At 73.0% G+C, this 15,947-nt stretch carries 13 protein-coding genes; 9 read left to right on the forward strand and 4 right to left on the reverse strand.

The genetic code is table 11. The annotated features are described in order from the left end of the window. Positions 1 to 114 precede the first annotated feature (114 nt). The gene (gene ald / locus ACTWPP_RS18615) at positions 115 to 1,230 is read left to right on the forward strand and encodes an alanine dehydrogenase (protein ID WP_443105531.1); all 1,116 of its coding nucleotides are present in this window, start codon (positions 115 to 117) and stop codon (positions 1,228 to 1,230) included. 85 nt (positions 1,231 to 1,315) lie between these two features. Then, the gene (locus tag ACTWPP_RS18620) at positions 1,316 to 1,615 is read left to right on the forward strand and encodes a metal-sensitive transcriptional regulator (protein ID WP_443105532.1); all 300 of its coding nucleotides are present in this window, start codon (positions 1,316 to 1,318) and stop codon (positions 1,613 to 1,615) included. A 4-nt stretch (positions 1,616 to 1,619) separates the two neighbouring features. Here the strand turns inward: ACTWPP_RS18620 and ACTWPP_RS18625 are convergent, their stop codons facing one another. Beyond that, positions 1,620 to 2,195, reverse strand: a complete 576-nt coding sequence (locus ACTWPP_RS18625; RefSeq protein ID WP_443105533.1) for a MarR family winged helix-turn-helix transcriptional regulator — start codon at positions 2,193 to 2,195, stop codon at positions 1,620 to 1,622. Between the two features lie 116 nt (positions 2,196 to 2,311). Between ACTWPP_RS18625 and ACTWPP_RS18630 the strand changes: the two genes are divergently transcribed. Further along, a complete protein-coding gene (locus ACTWPP_RS18630) occupies positions 2,312 to 3,844 on the forward strand; it encodes a DHA2 family efflux MFS transporter permease subunit (protein ID WP_443105534.1) in 1,533 nt (510 codons plus the stop codon). A gap of 19 nt (positions 3,845 to 3,863) precedes the next feature. Here the strand turns inward: ACTWPP_RS18630 and ACTWPP_RS18635 are convergent, their stop codons facing one another. The 3 genes from ACTWPP_RS18635 to ggt form a co-directional block, all read right to left on the reverse strand. Then, positions 3,864 to 4,733 carry an oxygenase MpaB family protein gene (locus tag ACTWPP_RS18635; RefSeq protein ID WP_443105535.1) on the reverse strand — a complete coding sequence of 290 codons (870 nt, stop codon included), beginning with the start codon at positions 4,731 to 4,733 and terminating at the stop codon, positions 3,864 to 3,866. A gap of 135 nt (positions 4,734 to 4,868) precedes the next feature. Continuing rightward, positions 4,869 to 5,231, reverse strand: coding sequence for a divalent-cation tolerance protein CutA (gene cutA, locus ACTWPP_RS18640; RefSeq protein WP_443105536.1), 363 nt, complete (start codon positions 5,229 to 5,231; stop codon positions 4,869 to 4,871). Positions 5,232 to 5,261: 30 nt separating this feature from the next. Then, a complete protein-coding gene (gene ggt / locus ACTWPP_RS18645; protein ID WP_443105537.1) occupies positions 5,262 to 7,148 on the reverse strand; it encodes a gamma-glutamyltransferase in 1,887 nt (628 codons plus the stop codon). A gap of 361 nt (positions 7,149 to 7,509) precedes the next feature. Here ggt and ACTWPP_RS18650 point away from each other — a divergent pair, with 361 nt between their 5' ends. The 6 genes from ACTWPP_RS18650 to ACTWPP_RS18675 all read left to right on the forward strand — a co-directional run bounded on the left by ACTWPP_RS18650 (position 7,510) and on the right by ACTWPP_RS18675 (position 15,930). Beyond that, entirely contained in the window at positions 7,510 to 9,507 is a 1,998-nt protein-coding gene (locus ACTWPP_RS18650) for an amino acid permease (protein WP_443105538.1), read from the forward strand. A gap of 212 nt (positions 9,508 to 9,719) precedes the next feature. Next, positions 9,720 to 10,553 (forward strand): NUDIX hydrolase, encoded by an 834-nt coding sequence (locus tag ACTWPP_RS18655; RefSeq protein ID WP_443105539.1) that lies wholly within the window; start codon positions 9,720 to 9,722, stop codon positions 10,551 to 10,553. Beyond that, complete coding sequence (locus ACTWPP_RS18660) at positions 10,550 to 11,635, forward strand: molecular chaperone DnaJ (protein WP_443105540.1); 1,086 nt, start codon at positions 10,550 to 10,552, stop codon at positions 11,633 to 11,635. The genes ACTWPP_RS18655 and ACTWPP_RS18660 overlap by 4 nt, the downstream gene beginning before the upstream one ends. 38 nt (positions 11,636 to 11,673) lie before the next feature. Beyond that, a complete protein-coding gene (locus tag ACTWPP_RS18665; protein WP_443105541.1) occupies positions 11,674 to 12,645 on the forward strand; it encodes a hypothetical protein in 972 nt (323 codons plus the stop codon). A gap of 4 nt (positions 12,646 to 12,649) precedes the next feature. Next, on the forward strand, positions 12,650 to 13,918 hold the full coding sequence (locus ACTWPP_RS18670; RefSeq protein WP_443105542.1) for an adenylosuccinate synthetase: 1,269 nt from the start codon (positions 12,650 to 12,652) through the stop codon (positions 13,916 to 13,918). 44 nt (positions 13,919 to 13,962) lie between these two features. Next, positions 13,963 to 15,930: a hypothetical protein gene (locus tag ACTWPP_RS18675; protein WP_443105543.1), complete on the forward strand. Its 1,968-nt coding sequence runs from the start codon at positions 13,963 to 13,965 to the stop codon at positions 15,928 to 15,930. Positions 15,931 to 15,947 lie beyond the last annotated feature (17 nt).

The raw sequence follows: 15,947 nt of genomic DNA on the forward strand, positions 1-15,947 counted from the left end.
CTTACACAGTGTCGCCGAAAAGGCCGATGCCTTGACATCATGAGCGTGGCCGGAAGGGCGCCGCGACCCGCACGCTGTAGGCATAAGCCCGTCGGCGTTGACGGAGGAGCTCCCGTGAAGATCGGCGTCCCGCGCGAGGTCAAGAACCATGAGTACCGGGTGGCCATCGCCCCGGCGGGAGTGCACGAGTTCACCCGCCACGGCCACGAGGTGTTCATCGAGCGGGGTGCCGGCCTCGGCTCGGCGATCCCCGACGACGACTACGCCGCCGCCGGCGCGAAGATCGTGGACGGTCCGGACGAGGCCTGGGCCGAGGGGGAGCTGATCCTCAAGGTCAAGGAGCCGGTCGCGCCCGAGTACCACCGGATGCGCGCCGGCCAGGTCCTGTTCACCTACCTGCACCTGGCCGCGTCCCGCGAGTGCACCGCGGCGCTCCTGTCCGCCGGCGTCACCGCGATCGCGTACGAGACCGTCCAGCTGCCCGACCGCTCCCTGCCGCTGCTGGCCCCCATGTCCGAGGTCGCCGGGCGGCTCGCCCCGCAGGTCGGCGCGTACAACCTGATGACCTCCAACGGCGGCCGCGGCGTCCTGCCGGGCGGTGTCCCCGGCGTCGCCCCGGCCAGGGTCGTCGTCATCGGCGGCGGCGTGTCCGGCCTGAACGCGGCGCAGATCGCCGTCGGCATGGGCGCGGACGTGACGGTCCTGGACGTGGACGTCGAGCGCCTCCGCCACATCGACGCCATCTACCAGGGCCGCCTCCGCACCCTCGTGTCCAGCGCCTACACCGTCGAGCAGGAGGCCCGCGCCGCCGACCTGGTCATCGGCGCGGTGCTGATCCCCGGCGCCAAGGCGCCCAAGCTCATCTCCAGCGAGCTGGTCGCGGGCATGAAGGCCGGTTCGGTCCTCGTGGACATCGCGATCGACCAGGGCGGCTGCTTCGAGGACTCCCGCCCCACCACGCACGCCGACCCCACTTACCGGGTGCACGACTCGACGTTCTACTGCGTGGCGAACATGCCCGGTTCCGTCCCCAACACCTCCACCTACGCCCTCACCGGCGTCACGCTGCCCTACGCCGTCCAGATCGCCGACAAGGGCTGGCGCCGGGCCTTGGAGAGCAACGGCGCCCTCGCCCGCGGCCTCAACACCCACGCGGGCGACCTCGTCTACGACCACGTCGCCGCCGCCCACGGCCTCCCGCACGTGCCGCTCGCTTCGATCTTGGACTGAGCGCGCGAGCGCATAGGGTACCCATAGGGGGATGTCCCCCAGGGGTACCCGGGCGTGCGCCCTCGGAAGGATTGTGAGGACGGAGATGGCGACCAGCGAAACCCCCACCCGCGGGTACACCGCCACCAAGGACCAGCTGCAGACCCGGCTCGCCCGGATCGAGGGGCAGGTGCGCGGCATCGACCGGATGGTCGAGGAGGACCGCTACTGCATCGACATCCTCACGCAGATCAGCGCCGTCCAGGCCGCGCTGGACAAGGTGGCGCTCGGCCTGCTGGACGGGCATGTGCGGCACTGCGTGGCCGAGGGCGCCGACGAGGGCAAGGGGGAGGCGATGTCCACCGAGCTGATGGCGGCCGTGGGCCGGCTGATGCGCCGCGGCTGAGGGCTCACGCGCCGGTCCGCGTGTCCCCCGGGCCATGCGGGTCGTGCGGGATGTGCGGGCCGTGACCGCCGAACGCGTCGTCCGGGCCGTGCGGGCCGGTGGCCTCGATGCAGTCGACCAGGGTCCGCCAGCCGTGCAGGAAGTGCGCCCGCTCGTCGGGCCCGAGCGCCTCCAGGGTCATTCGGAGGGGGCGGAGCCGCCGCCAGGCGAACCGCTCGATCATCTCGCGGTGCGCCTCGGCCAGGCTGACGATCATGCGCCGGCGGTCGCGCTCGTCCGGGCGCCGCTCGACGAACCCGCCGCGCTGCAGTTCGCCGACCAGTTGGCTGACCGTGGCGGGGTTGAGCGCCATCTGCCGGGCGAGGACCCCGACGGGCGCCGGTCCGTTCAGGACGAGCGCCATCAGCGCGGGCACGTGCCGGGGGCCGAGCCCGGCCGCCTTCACCCTGCCGATGAGTTCCCCGGCGTCCCCGTGGGCGCCCTGTCCCTTCATGCCGCGGAACAACCGCCCCATGAGCTGGAGCATCGTCTCCAGGTCGGCGTCGATCGACGCGTCGGCGGGGCGCGAGTCCTCTGACATACCTTGAAGTTCAACATATTTCGTGGTGCACTGCAAATACCTTGAACTTCAAGGCGTTTCAGATCTCCACGAGCGGGGACACGGGGCAACCGGAACCTCGGGGCAAGGGGGCGACCATGACCGAAGGCCCGTCCACCAAGGTGGCGCCGCCCGGCGACGCCTCCCGCGACGGCCGGCTCGACCGGCAGGTCATCCTGCTCGGCCTGGTGATCGTGTCGGGCAACGTGATGGCCATCCTGGACACCACGATCATCAACGTGGCGCTGGAGACGCTCGGGCGCGACTTCTCCACCGGCCTGTCCACGATCCAGTGGGTCATCACCGGCTACATGCTCGCCATGGCCACCGTCATCCCCCTCACCGGCTGGGCCATCGACCGGTTCGGCGGGCGGCGCGTGTGGATGACGTCGATCGTGCTGTTCGTCATCGGCTCGGGCCTGTCCGGCGCCGCCTGGAACATCGAGTCCCTGATCGTCTTCCGGGTGCTGCAGGGCCTCGGCGGCGGCATGCTGATGCCGACCGGCATGGCCATCCTGACGATGGCGGCCGGGCCGCACCGGCTGGGCCGGATCATGAGCATCATCGGCGTCCCGATGCTGCTCGGACCCGTCCTCGGCCCGGTGCTCGGCGGCTGGCTGATCGAGGACGTCGACTGGCGCTGGATCTTCTTCGTCAACCTCCCGGTCGGCGCGCTCGCCCTCGCGCTGGCCTGGTGGAAAGTGCCGCGCGGCCGCGGGGAGCACACCGCCTCGGCGCTCGACTGGCGCGGCCTGCTCCTGCTGCCGCCCGGATTCGTGCTGCTGATCTACGGCCTGTCGACGGCGTCCAGCAGCGGCGGGTTCGGGGAACCGGCCACGATCGCCTGGCTGGCCGGCGGCGCGGTCATGGTGGGCCTGTTCGCGCTGCACAGCCTGCGGCTGCGGGAACGCTCCCTGATCGACGTGCGGCTGTTCACCGACAGGACGTTCGCGACGGCGGCCGCGGCGGTGTTCTTCATCGGCATCGCGCTGATGGGCTCCATGCTGCTGATCCCGCTCTACTACCAGATCGGGCGCGGCGAGGGCGCCTTCGCGGCGGGCCTGCTGCTGGCGCCGCAGGGCCTCGGGGCCGCGATGGCGATGCCGCTCGCCGGTGTGATCACCGACAAGTTCGGCGCCGGGCGGATCGTCCCGGTCGGCATCACGCTGCTGGTGCTCGGCACCGTCCCGTTCGCCGTCGTGGACGCGGACACGTCCTACTGGGTGCTCGGCGTCGCGCTCTGGGTGCGGGGCCTCGGGTTCGGCTGCACGATGATGCCGACGATGTCGGCCGCGCTGACGACGCTGCGGCGCGCGGTGGTGTCGCGGGCCAGCAGCACCCTGAACATCATCGTCCAGCTCGGCGGGTCGGTCGGGACGGCGCTGCTGGCCGTCGTCCTGTCCCGCGAGATCGGCGACCGGATCCCGCAGGCGGCCGCGGGCGGCACCGGCGGCATGGGCCAGATCCCGGAACGGGCCCGCGAACAGGTCGCGCCGCAGCTGGCGGAAGCGTTCGGGTCCACGTTCTGGGTCGCGCTCGCCCTCACCGCCGTGCTGATCATCCCGGCGCTGCTGCTCCCCCGGCACGGCGCGCGCGCCGACGACGCGCCGGACGCGCCGCCGACGGGGTGACCCGTGAGGCCCCGGACGGTCAGGACGCGATCGACCAGGTGGCCAGGTCCGCCTCGTGCTGGCGCGTGAGGCTCCTGGCCCGCCGGGCGTCCGGGGAGTAGCGGTACCGCTCGGGGACGACCTGCGAGGTGCGGTACAGGCCCTTGAGCGTCAGCGTGGCGGCCAGGTCGGACGTGGGCAGCCCCGGCAGCCCGTACATGCGGCGGGCCCAGCGCGGCAGCGTGGACACGACCAGCGTCCCGATGCCGGGGGCGGCGAGCTTCAGCGGCAGCATCCTGCGCGGGACCGCCGGGTTGAACATGCGGCGCATTCCGTCGCGGGCCTCCCGGCACGCCCAGATGCGACGCCGCATCTCCTCGTAGTACTCCTTCATCTCCGCGACCGTGCCGGGCACGTCCGCGGGGTCGAGCCCGACGACGGCGGCCGAGCGGCGCTGCTCGTCCACGAAGGCGTCGGCGTCGGCGTCGGTCAGCGGCACACCGGCGCGGCGCGCCACGTCCAGGTACGAGTCGACCTCGCCGAGGTGGACCCAGAGCAGGTTCTCCGGGTCGTCGACCGCGAACGTCTCACCGGTGCGCATGTCGAGACCGGTCAGCTTGGAGTGCAGCTTGCGGACGCGGCGGCCCACCCGCTCGACCTCCGCCTCCGTCCCGTAGGTGCGGACGCGGACGAACTCGACCGTCCGGCTGAGCCGCGCCCAGGCCGCGGACGGGTCCATGAGCTCGGAGTTCTGCGCGGTGCCCCACATCGACCTGGGATGCAGGCCCTGCAGCAGCAGCGCCCTGATCCCGCCGATGATCAGCACGGGTTCGCCCATGACGCGCCAGGTCACGGAGCCGGGCCCGAAGATCCCGTGGTCCGCGCTTTCCCCGCCCAGGTCGTCGTGCACGTCGTACCGCCTTCCGTCGCCGCGGCCGGTACACCGCCCCGGCCGGGGTAACTGAAAACTTACCCCGACTTGACGCTCGTCACACGATCGGCCCTGCTCATCGCCGGTTCCGCTCGTCGTCGGACGTGCTCTTGTTCAGTCCTGGTCGTCGTCGGCGATGGCCTCGTCGCGTTCGTCCGGCTCGGTCTGCTCGGCGACCCAGGCGAGGTAGTCCATGCTGCCGGCGACCACCGGCGTCGCGATGATCTCCGGGGTGTCGTAGGAGTGTCCCTCGGTGATCAGGGAGGCCAGCTCGTCGAAGCGGTCGGCGGAGGTCTTGAAGAGCACCATCCACTCCTCCGCCGACTCCATCTCGTCCTCCCACCAGTAGGTGCTGGCGATCGGGCCGACCAGCTGGGCGCACGCCGCGAGCCGCTCGGCGACCGCGGCCTTGGCCAGCTCGGCCGCCTCGGCGCGGGAGTCGGTCGTGGTCGTCACCTGCACGTAAGAGTGGGCCATGGCACGACTCCTTCCCTTTCCGGGCACCGGCTACCGCCGGACCGGACGGACGACGAGCGCGCTGCCGCCGCCCCGCCGTGTGGGCTCCGCCACCGCCTGGACCAGCCCGGGCCGCAGGATCTCCAGGCCCGTGGCGGCGCCGATCACGCCCGCGGGCGGGCCCGGGAAGACCTGCAAACGGTGTCCGCGTGCGGCGAGGTCCTCGCCGTATGCGTCGATGAAGGGCTGCTCGGCGAACACCCGCGGGGTGTTGCGCTGCGTCGCGCGCGGGGCGTTGAGCGCGGCGGGCAGGTCCATGCCGAGGTCGATGCGGTTGATCAGGATCTGCAGGACGGTCGTGATGATGGTCGATCCGCCGGGCGTGCCGAGGGCCAGCTTCGGGCGCCCGTCCTTGAGCACGAGCGTCGGGGACATGCTGCTGCGCGGACGCTTGTGCGGGCCGGGCACGTTCGGGTCGGGCGCTTCGCCGGGCGCGGGCGGCTCGAAGGAGAAGTCGGTCAGCTGGTTGTTGAGCAGGAACCCGCGTCCGGGGACGGTGATGCCGCTGCCGCCGAACTGCTCGATGGACAGGGTGTAGGACGCGACGTTGCCCCACTTGTCCGCGACGACGAGGTGGGTCGTCTGCGGGCCCTCGGGCGCCAGTGCCCGGGTCCGGGTGCCCGGGGGGACGCACGGCCGGTAGTCGCCGTCGGGCGAACCGGCGGCGACGGGCGCCGCGGCGGCCCGGTCCGGGTCGATCAGGCAGGCGCGCTCGCGGGCGAACCCGGGCGACAGGAGTTCGTCCACGGGCACGTCCACCTTGTCGGCGTCGCCGAGGTAGCGGCCGCGGTCGGCGTAGGCGAGCTTGGTCGCCTCCAGGTAGTGGTGCAGGGCCGCGGCCGGGTCGCGCGCGTCGAGCCGGAAGTTGCCCAGGATGTTGAGGCTCTCCCCGATCGTCGTGCCTCCGGACGACGACGGCGGCATGCCGTACACGTCCATGCCCCGGTAGGAGACGTGCGTGGGCTCGCGCACCAGGGCGCGGTAGGCGGCCAGGTCGCGGGGCCTCATCAGGCCGGGGCGGACGTCGCGGGTCGCGTCCGGGTCCACCGGCGGGTCGGCGACCGTCCGCGCGATCTCCCTGCCGAGGCGTCCCTCGTAGAACCGGTCCGTGCCGTGCCTGGCGAGCTCACGGTAGGTGTCGGCGAGGTCGGGGTTGCGGAAGACGGACCCGACGGCGGGGACCCGCCCGTCCGGCAGGAACAGCTCCCGGGTCGGGACGATGTCGCGGAAGCGCGCCGCGTTCAGCGCGGTCTGTTCGTGGAACTCCCGGTCGACGACGAACCCCCGGTCGGCGACCCTGATCGCCGGGCGCAGCAGGCGGCCGAGGTCGCGGGTGCCGAAGCGGCGCAGGGCGAGGTCCCACTGCGCGAGCGTGCCGGGCACGCCGACGCCGAGCCCGCTGGTGACGGCCTGGTCGAACGGGAGCGGTTCGCCGGTGGCGGGGTCGATGAAGGAGTCCTCCCGCATCCGCTTCGGCGCGATCTCGCGGCCGTCGATGGCGTGGACGCGGCGCTTCCTCGCGTCGTAGTAGGTGATGTAGCCTCCGCCGCCGATCGCCGCCACGTACGGCTCGGTGACGCCGAGCGTGGCCCCGGCCGCGACGGCCGCGTCCATCGCGTTGCCGCCGCGCCTGAGGACCTCCAGCGCGGTCCGGCTGGCGTCCGGGTCGACCGTCGACACCGCGCCGCCGTATCCGGTCGCGACGGGCTGCTTGGCCGGGGGTCTCTGGTGTCCGGGCGGCGCGGTGGGCGCCGTGGGCGCCGCGACCGCGGCGGCGGGGACGGTCAGGGACGCGGCGGTGGCGAGCGCGGCCACGAGGGCCGTGCGACGCGGTGCCCGGGACGCGGGCGGCTTCGAGGGCGATGGGGAGCGCAGCACCGGACCTCCAGTTGAACGCGGCGTCCCCACCGTGTCATCGATCTTCGTCCGGCGCCACCCGATCAAAGATCGTAAAGCGCTTTCTCTATTGGCAATCCGGCGTATTCGGCCGGAACGATCCATTCGAAACTGATTCGGTGTTCGCCCAGCGTGAGGAAGGGGCTGCGCCACGTCGTCACCGGGCGGCTACCAGGCGGTTTAGCATTATCCGCCAACAGATCGTTGGCACCGATCCCCGGGTAAACGTTGCGATTATGGTCGTACCTGGTGAATTCTAAGTGACTTCGGCAAACCACCATCATCTCGCGATCAGCGGCGCGGGTTCAGAGTCCCCGGCCCCCGGCCTGGGGGGAGACAACCTATGACCTGGGACATGCGCGTGCGCAACAACATGTTCCGGCGGCTGCCGGTGGAGCGGGCGACCGGAAGGCTCTACGGCGGCCGGCACCGGCTCCGCGTGGTCTACCGGACCCGCGACCTCGTCGTGCTCGGCCTCGGCGTCATGATCGGCTCCGGCATCTTCAAGATCGCCGGTGAGCAGGCGGCCGCGACCGCCGGGCCCGGCGTGCTCGTGTCGTTCCTCATCGCGGGGGGCGTGTGCCTGCTGGTCGCGCTCGCCTACGCCGAGCTGTCCTCGATCATCCCGGTGGCGGGCAGCGCCTACTCCTTCAGCTATGTCGCGTTCGGCGAGGTGTGGGCGTGGATCGTCGGCTGGGCGCTGGTGTTGGAATTGCTGCTGGCCGCGTCGGTGCTGGCCCGGGTCTGGTCGCTGTACGCGACGCAGGCGCTGAACGGCTTCGACGTGCCGATCCCCCCGTGGCTCGGCGACCTGATCGGCCAGCAGAAGGGCCCCGACCTCTTCGCCCTCCTCATCCTGCTGCTGGTCGTCCTGATGCTCGCCACCGGCAGCCGGATGAGCCTGAAGACGCTGTGGTTCATGGTGATGGCCAAGGTCATCGTGATCGGGCTCGTCATCGCCACCGGGCTGAAGTTCTTCGGCGCCGGCAACCTCACCCCGTTCCTGCCGCCCGCCCGGCCGGCGCCCGAGCGCGACCAGACGGTGCTGGACGCGGTCCTCGGCGCGGCCGGCGGCGGGACCCCGGAGGTGTTCGGGATCTGGGGGCTCTTCGCGGCGGCCCCCGCCATCGCGTTCGCCTACATCGGATTCGACCTCATCGCGACCGCGTCCGAGGAGACCGAGGACGCGCCCCGCAAGGTGCCGCGCGGCATCATCACGGCCCTGCTCACCGCCGTCGTCCTGTACGCGGCCGTGGCGGTCGCGCTGGTCGGCATGGTCGGGATGGACGGCTTCGCCAAGCTCGATCCGGACAAACTGCTGATCTCCGCGGCGTTCGACTCGGTCGGCGCGGGCGCGATGGGCCAGCTCGTCGACGTGGGCGTGGTGCTCGCCCTGACGACCGTCATCCTCGTCGTGCTGATCAGCCTGACCCGGGTGATCTTCTCGATGTCGCGCGACGGGCTGCTGCCGCGGCCGCTGGCCTCCATGAGCCGCTACAAGGTGCCGTCCCGCGCCACGCTGCTGGCGGGCGGCGCGGCGGTGGTGACGTCGCAGACGATCGACGTGCTCACGCTGGAGCAGCTCGTGGTGATCGGGACGCTGTTCGCGTTCCTGTTCGTCCCGGCGGCCGTGCTGGCGCTGCGCCACTCCCAGCCCGACCTGCACCGCCCGTTCCGCGTGCCGCTGGCGCCGCTCACCGCCCTGGTGACGATGTTCGCGGTCGGCTGGCTGATGGTGAACCTGAAGGTCCAGACGTGGGCCTACTTCGGGATCTGGATGGTCGCCGGCCTGCTGCTGTACCTGATCTACGGGCGCCGGAAGAGCCAGATGAAGCTCCTGCTGGACGAGCCGCCGCCCGAGCGCCCGGTCGCCGCCCGGCTGGCCGCGCCGCCGCCGGGCGGCGGTCCCTTCCCGGGCCCGCCTCCCCCCGGCGGCGCCGGGGTCGCCCCGTACCCGCCCGGCGGAGTGCCGGTCGGCGAGTACCCGGCCCCGGGGCAGCCGGGGACGGGATCGTGGCCCGGCGACATGCGCCCCGGGCCGGCGAGCCCGGACAGCCCCTACCCGACGGGCCGGTACTCGACGGGACGGCAGGCGAGCGGCCAGTTCGCCCGGGAGCCGGGCCGGCGCGAGCCGTCCGCCTCGCCGGGCGACCCCTACGCCGTCGACCCGGGTGTCCCCGATCCGTACGCGTCCGGCCCGTACGGTTCCGAGCCCTACGGCCAGTACGGATCCGACCCGTACGGATCGGATCCCTACGGCTCCGGCGCGCCCGAGGACCGGCGGCCCCGTGACGGGGAGCACCAGGAACCGCCGCCCGGCGGCGGGCGGCACCGCCGCTGAGGGGGCCGTCTCCCGAGATTTCCGATTTGTAGGTTTCCGCCGAACACCGAGGGCGCCGCTCCCATCCCGGGGGCGGCGCCCTCGTCTCGCGTCCCGGAAAACGGGCCGGGCGACGGGCTGGACAACGGCCACCGCACGGGTTAAGTTACCCTCATAACGAGATGAACTCAGTTTGAGATTTACTCACGACGAGATCAACAGGAGGGGCGCGGATGTCCCCGGACCCGAGGCGCGACGAGAGCGAGTTCCTCGCGAACTACGACCCGCGCGACTACGACCCGGTCGCCGTGACGGTGGACGTGGTCGCCCTCACCATCCGCGACGGCGCGCTGCACGTCCTGCTGGTGCGGCGCGGGATCGCCCCGTACGAGGGGATGTGGGCTCTGCCCGGCGGATTCGTCCAGGCGGGCGGGCCGCTCCAGGGCACCGGCGCCGAAGACCTGCCCGACGCGGCGGTGCGGGAGCTCGCCGAGGAGACCGGACTCAGCGCCAAGGGCGGCGCGCTCGGACGCGTCCACCTGGAGCAGCTCGGCACGTACGGCTCCCCCGACCGCGACCCGCGCATGCGCGTGATCTCCGTCGCCCACCTCGCGTTCGCGCCGGAACTGCCCGACCCCGAGGCGGGCGGCGACGCGGCCGACGCGGCGTGGGTCCCGGTGGACGCGCTCGGCCTGACCGAGTCCGGCGACCAGCGTCCGGGCACCACCCGCCGCCTGGCGTTCGACCACGCGCGGATCCTGTCGGACGGGCTGGAGCGGGCGCGCGGGAAGCTGGAGTACACGCCGCTGGCCACGGCCTTCTGCGGGGGCGAGTTCACCATCCCCGAGCTGCGCTCGGTCTACGAGGCGGTGTGGGGCGAAGAGCTGCACGCGGGCAACTTCCACCGGAAGGTCCTGTCGGTGCCCGGGTTCGTGGAGGGCACCGGCGCGACGTCCGACCGGGGCGGCAGGCGCGGCGGCCCCCGGCCCCGGCTCTACCGGGCGGGCGACGCCCGCCTCCTGCATCCGGCGCTGCTGCGGCCGAGCAGGGAGGAGGAGATCAGATGAGCGAAGTGAACCGGGGCCTGTGGGGCGTCGGCCCCTCACAGGGTGCGGAGACGAGCGGAACGGACCTGGACGACGCGCTGGCCCGGCTCGGCCGGGCCCGCGTCCCCGCGGACCTGTTCGGCGACGACGACGCCGAGGCGGCGCGGCGCTACCGGCGGCTGGCCCGGCTCGTCCACCCGGACGCGACCGGCGGGCGCACCCGCGACGCGTTCATCAGGCTGAACGAGCTCTGGCGCACCTACAACCGGGACGACGCGACCCTGATCACCACGCGCCGCCACGCCTACCGGCTCGGCGGCGACCCGGTCGGCGGCGACCTCGCCGAGCTGTACCCGGCGCGCCCGGACGACGGCGGGCGTGCGGTGCTGCTGAAGATGCCGCGCGACCCCCGCGACGGCGACCTGCTCGAACGCGAGGCCGTGGCGCTCCGCCAGCTCCCCAAGGACGGCGACGGGAGGTTCCTGCCGTACGTTCCGCGGCTGGTCGAGTCGTTCCGGCACCGGGACGCGCCGACCGGGACGCAGCGGCGGGTCAACGTGGTCGCCGCGCTGGACGGGTTCCACACCCTGACCACGGTCGGGAAGGCGTTCCCCGGCGGCGTCGACCCGCGCGACGCGGCCTGGATGTGGCGGCGGCTGCTGGTGGCCCTGGGTTTCGCGCACCGGGCGGGCGTCCTGCACGGCGCGGTCCTCCCCGACCACGTGATGATCCACCCGGAGAAGCACGGCCTGGTCCTGGTCGACTGGTGCTACTCCGTTCCCGGCTGCTACGCGGCCACCGATCCGAGCGGCCGCGTGCCGGCGATGGTGGACCGCCACGCGGACCTGTACCCGCCCGAGGTGCCGGGACGGCGGCCGGCGAGCCCGGCCACCGACATCTTCATGGCCACCCGGTGCATGACCGGCCTGATGGGCGACCGGGCGCCCGGGGCGATGCGCTCGTTCGCCCGCGGCTGCCTGCTGCCGGCGCAGAGCCGCCGCCCGTCCGACGCCTGGCGTCTGCTGGCCGAGCTTGACGAGCTGCTGGACGGGCTCTACGGCCCGCGGCGCTTCCGCCCGTTCCACCTGCCCCTCCCCCGCTGAACCCCAGGGAGACCCCTCCCACACCGAAGGAGACGATCATGGGAAGCGGAAACTGGTCCACCGACGTCTACGCCGCGCGCGCGAGCTACCGCGCGTCCACCGGCGCCAGCGCGTTCGCCTACTCCGACGGCGGCGCCACCACCGTCCACCCCGACCTCGACCCGCGCGGTGTGACCGCCCGGGAGAGCCGGGACTCGGACGACCACCCCGAGTCGCTCGCGATCGGCGTGCTGTTCGACGTGACCGGCTCGATGGGGCACGTCCCCCGGACGCTGCAGACCAAGCTCCCCGAGCTGCTCGGGCTGCTGCTGCGCAAGGGGTACGCGGAGCACCCGCACATCCTGTTCGGCGCGGTCGGCGACGCGACCTGCGACCGGGCGCCGCTGCAGATCGGCCAGTTCGAGGCCGACAACCGGATGGACGACGACCTCGGCAAGATCCTGCTCGAAGGCGGGGGCGGCGGCCAGATGCGCGAGTCGTACGAGCTGGCCATGTACTTCATGGCCCGGCACACCTCGATCGACTGCTTCGACAAGCGCGGCAGGCGCGGCTACCTCTTCATGATCGGCGACGAGCTGGCCTACCCGAAGGTCAAGCGCGGCGAGGTCGCGAAGGTCATCGGGGACGACCTGGACGAGGACGTCCCGGTCGAGACGATCGTCCGCGAGCTGCAGCGCAAGTACGAGGTGTACTTCATCATCCCGGAGGGCGCCCACCACGCGGGCAGCCGCGAGCTGAAGGACTTCTGGCGGGGGCTGCTCGGCCAGAACGTCCTCCACCTGGACGACCTCGACGCGGTCTGCGAGACGATCGCGCTGACCGTCGGGCTCGCCGAGGACGCCATCGACCTCGACGAGGGCCTGGGGCACCTGGCGGAGGCGGGCTCGGACGCGGCCGCGTCGGTGTCGCGGGCGCTCGCCCGGCTCGACGCGTCCCGCGCGCCGGCCGCGGTGTCGTCCACGCCGCCCGGCCTGGACGCCTCCGGCCCGTCCAGGACGACCCGGCTCTGAGCCGATGGGCCACGTGATCGTCGTCGACCTCGGCTTCGGGGACGCGGGCAAGGGCACGGTCGTCGACCACCTCTGCTCGGCGGGCCCCGCGGCCGCGGTCGTGCGGTTCAACGGCGGCGCGCAGGCGGCGCACAACGTCGTCGCGGCCGATGGGCGGCACCACACCTTCGCCCAGTTCGGCTCGGGGACGTTCACTCCGGGCGTGCGGACGCACCTGTCGCGGTTCATGCTCGTCGACCCGCTCGCCCTCGCCGCCGAGGCCGACCACCTGCGGGCCCTCGGCGTCCGCGACGCGCTCGACCGGCTGACCGCCGACCGGGACGCGCCGCTGACGACGCCGTACCACCGGGCCGCCAACCGCGCGCGGGAGTCGGCGCGCGGCGCGGCCCGGCACGGGTCATGCGGGATGGGCATCGGCGAGACCGCGTCCTACGCCCTCGCGCACGATGACGCGCCGCGCGTGGGCGACTGCCTGTCGCCGGCGCGGCTGCGGCGCAGGCTGGCCGCCGTCCGCGACTGGTACCGCGACACGTTCCCGGACGGCGAGGACGTCCCGGACGCCGGCGTCTGCGCCGACGCCTTCACCGCGTTCGGCGAACGGGTCGGGATCGTGGACGCGGGCCACCTCCACGGCCTGCTCCGCACCGGGAACGTGGTGTTCGAGGGCGCCCAGGGCGTCCTGCTGGACGAGTGGCACGGCTTCCATCCGTACACGACCTGGTCGACGAGCACGTTCGCCAACGCCGAGGCGCTGCTGGCCGAGGCGGGCGAGTCCGCGACGCGGCTCGGGGTCCTGCGCGCGTACGCGACCCGCCACGGCCCCGGCCCGTTCGTCACCGAGGACCCGGCGCTCACGGCCGACCTCCCCGACCCGCACAACGGCACGGGACGCTGGCAGGGTGCGTTCCGCGTCGGTCACCTCGACGCCGTCGCGCTCCGCTACGCGCTGGAGGCGGCGGGCGGCGTGGACGGCCTGGCGGTCACGCATCTGGACGTAGCGGGGGCACGTCCGGACCTGCGTGTCTGCCGGGCCTACGACATGGACGGCGAGCGGGTCGGGCGGCTGGAGACGGGGCCGCCCGACCTGGACCGTCAGGCCGGCCTCACCCGCCGCCTGTTCACGGCGCGTCCCGTCTACGCGCCGCTCGGCCGCCCGGTGGAGACGATCGAGGACGCACTGCGGGCCCCGGTCGTCCTGCGTTCCTACGGGCCCACCTCGGCCGGAAAGCGGACTGGCCACCTTCGGACGCCCATTGACCTCGGCGTCCGCTGAGAACAAGATCTCGCTGAACGCCGTGGATCTTCCGGAGGTGGACCTTGCGTCTCCCCCAGCGCACTCTTTCGGCCTTCGCGGCGCTCGCCGCTGCCCTCGCGCTCCTGGCCGTCCCGCCCGCGGGGACGGCCGCCGCGGCCGAGACCGAACCCGGCTGCGACCCCATCGACCCGGCCGCGTGCCTGCTGCCGTTCCCGAACGACTGGTACACGGTGCCCGACGCCGGGACCCCGACGGGCCGCCGCGTCCACATGCGCACGACGCTGAAGAACGCGCTCGGCGTCCCGGTGAGGCCGGGCGAGTGGAACCGGGCGGACGGCTTCTCCCCCGGGTCGATGCTGCTCAGCCGCGTCCCCGGCATCGACCTGACCCGCACCGGCGCCGCGCCGGTCACCGACATCGGCGCCTCGCTCCGCGACGACGCCCCCATCGTCATCGTGGACACCGCGACCGGGGAACGCTGGCCGTACTGGGCGGAACTGGACGCCAACGCGCCCGGCGACCGCAAGGCGCTGATCGTCCGTCCGGCCCGGAACTTCCGCGAGGGCCACCGCTACGCCGTCGCGCTCCGGAACCTGCGCGACGCGTCCGGGAACCCGATCGGGCCGAACGACGCGTTCGCCAGGATTCTCGGGCCGGCGCTGCCCGCCGGCGATCCCCTCCACGAGCGGCAGCGGGACGCGCGGAAGGTCCTCGCGGCCCTCGAACGCCACGGCGTGGCCCGCGACGGCCTGTACCTCGCGTGGGACTTCACCGTCGCGAGCCGGCAGAGCCTCGCCGGGCCCGTGCTCCACATGCGCGACGAGGCACTGAAGAAGCTCGGCGACCGCTCCCCGTCGTTCTTCGTGACGCAGGTGACCGACGACGTCGACGAAAGGATCGCCCGCGAGGTCCGGGGGATCGTCTGGGCGCCGAGCTACCTCGACCAGTACGGCGGCCTGCCCGGGTCGTCGCTGCACCGCGGCAGGGACGGAAAGCCCGCGCGGCTGCCCGGCAACTCGCAGGCCGTGCCGTTCCAGTGCGAGATCCCGAGATCGGCGTTCACGGAACCGGCGCGTCCCGCCCTCTACGGGCACGGCCTGCTCGGCGGCGAGGACGAGGTCGACGCCGGCAACGTCAAGTCCATGGCGGCCGAGCACGGCTTCGTGTTCTGCGCGACCCGGTGGATCGGCATGTCCGAGGAGGACGTCCCGAACGTCGTGTCGGCGCTCGCCGACCTCACCCGCTTCCGGACGGTCGCGGACCGCACCCAGCAGGGCCTGCTGAACTTCACCTTCCTCGGACGCGCCATGACCCGCGGCTTCGCCGGGCACAAGGCGTTCCAGGACGACGCGGGCACGTCCCTGATCGACCCGGACGCCGAGCTGACGTTCGACGGCAACAGCCAGGGCGGCATCATGGGCGGCGCGCTCACCGCCGTGTCCCCCGACATCCGCCGCGCCGTCCTCGGCGTCCCCGCGATGAACTACAGCACGCTGCTCAACCGCAGCTCCGACTTCCCCCAGTACGGGCAGATCCTCGACCTGTTCTACCCCGACAAGCTCGACCAGCAGATCGGCATCGCGCTGATCCAGATGCTGTGGGACCGCGGCGAGGCCAACGGCTACGCCCAGCACATGACCGGCGATCCGCTGCCGGGGACGCCGGAGCACCGAGTCCTGATGCACGTCGCGTTCGGCGACCACCAGGTCGCGCCCGTGGCCGCGGAAGTCCAGGCCCGCACGATCGGCGCCCGGATCCACGCCCCCGCCGTCACGCCCGGCCGCAAACCCGACAAGGTCCCCTACTGGGGCATCCCGACGTTCGGCCCGTCCCACGACGGGTCCGCGATGATCGTGTGGGACAGCGGCTCCCCGCACCCGCCGCTCACCAACACCCCGCCGACCGAGGGCCGCGACCCGCACTCCGACCCCCGCAACGACGCCGACGCCCGCAGGCAGAAGGCGATCTTCCTCAAGACGGGGACGGTACGGGACGTGTGCGGCGGGGGCCCCTGCGTCATCACGCCCTGATCCGCACCTGAGATGAT

Source organism: Actinomadura sp. 3N407, from assembly GCF_052245875.1.
Taxonomy (GTDB): domain Bacteria; phylum Actinomycetota; class Actinomycetes; order Streptosporangiales; family Streptosporangiaceae; genus Spirillospora.

What these genes read in the sequence shown, in the direction of transcription:
- cutA (WP_443105536.1), bottom strand. Translation starts at nt 5,231, where the DNA reads ATGGCCCACTCTTACGTGCAGGTGACGACCACGACCGACTCCCGCGCC.
- ACTWPP_RS18625 (WP_443105533.1), bottom strand. Translation starts at nt 2,195, where the DNA reads ATGTCAGAGGACTCGCGCCCCGCCGACGCGTCGATCGACGCCGACCTG.
- ACTWPP_RS18620 (WP_443105532.1), top strand. Translation starts at nt 1,316, where the DNA reads ATGGCGACCAGCGAAACCCCCACCCGCGGGTACACCGCCACCAAGGAC.
- ACTWPP_RS18660 (WP_443105540.1), top strand. Translation starts at nt 10,550, where the DNA reads ATGAGCGAAGTGAACCGGGGCCTGTGGGGCGTCGGCCCCTCACAGGGT.
- ACTWPP_RS18665 (WP_443105541.1), top strand. Translation starts at nt 11,674, where the DNA reads ATGGGAAGCGGAAACTGGTCCACCGACGTCTACGCCGCGCGCGCGAGC.
- ACTWPP_RS18670 (WP_443105542.1), top strand. Translation starts at nt 12,650, where the DNA reads ATGGGCCACGTGATCGTCGTCGACCTCGGCTTCGGGGACGCGGGCAAG.
- ACTWPP_RS18650 (WP_443105538.1), top strand. Translation starts at nt 7,510, where the DNA reads ATGACCTGGGACATGCGCGTGCGCAACAACATGTTCCGGCGGCTGCCG.
- ACTWPP_RS18630 (WP_443105534.1), top strand. Translation starts at nt 2,312, where the DNA reads ATGACCGAAGGCCCGTCCACCAAGGTGGCGCCGCCCGGCGACGCCTCC.
- ACTWPP_RS18655 (WP_443105539.1), top strand. Translation starts at nt 9,720, where the DNA reads ATGTCCCCGGACCCGAGGCGCGACGAGAGCGAGTTCCTCGCGAACTAC.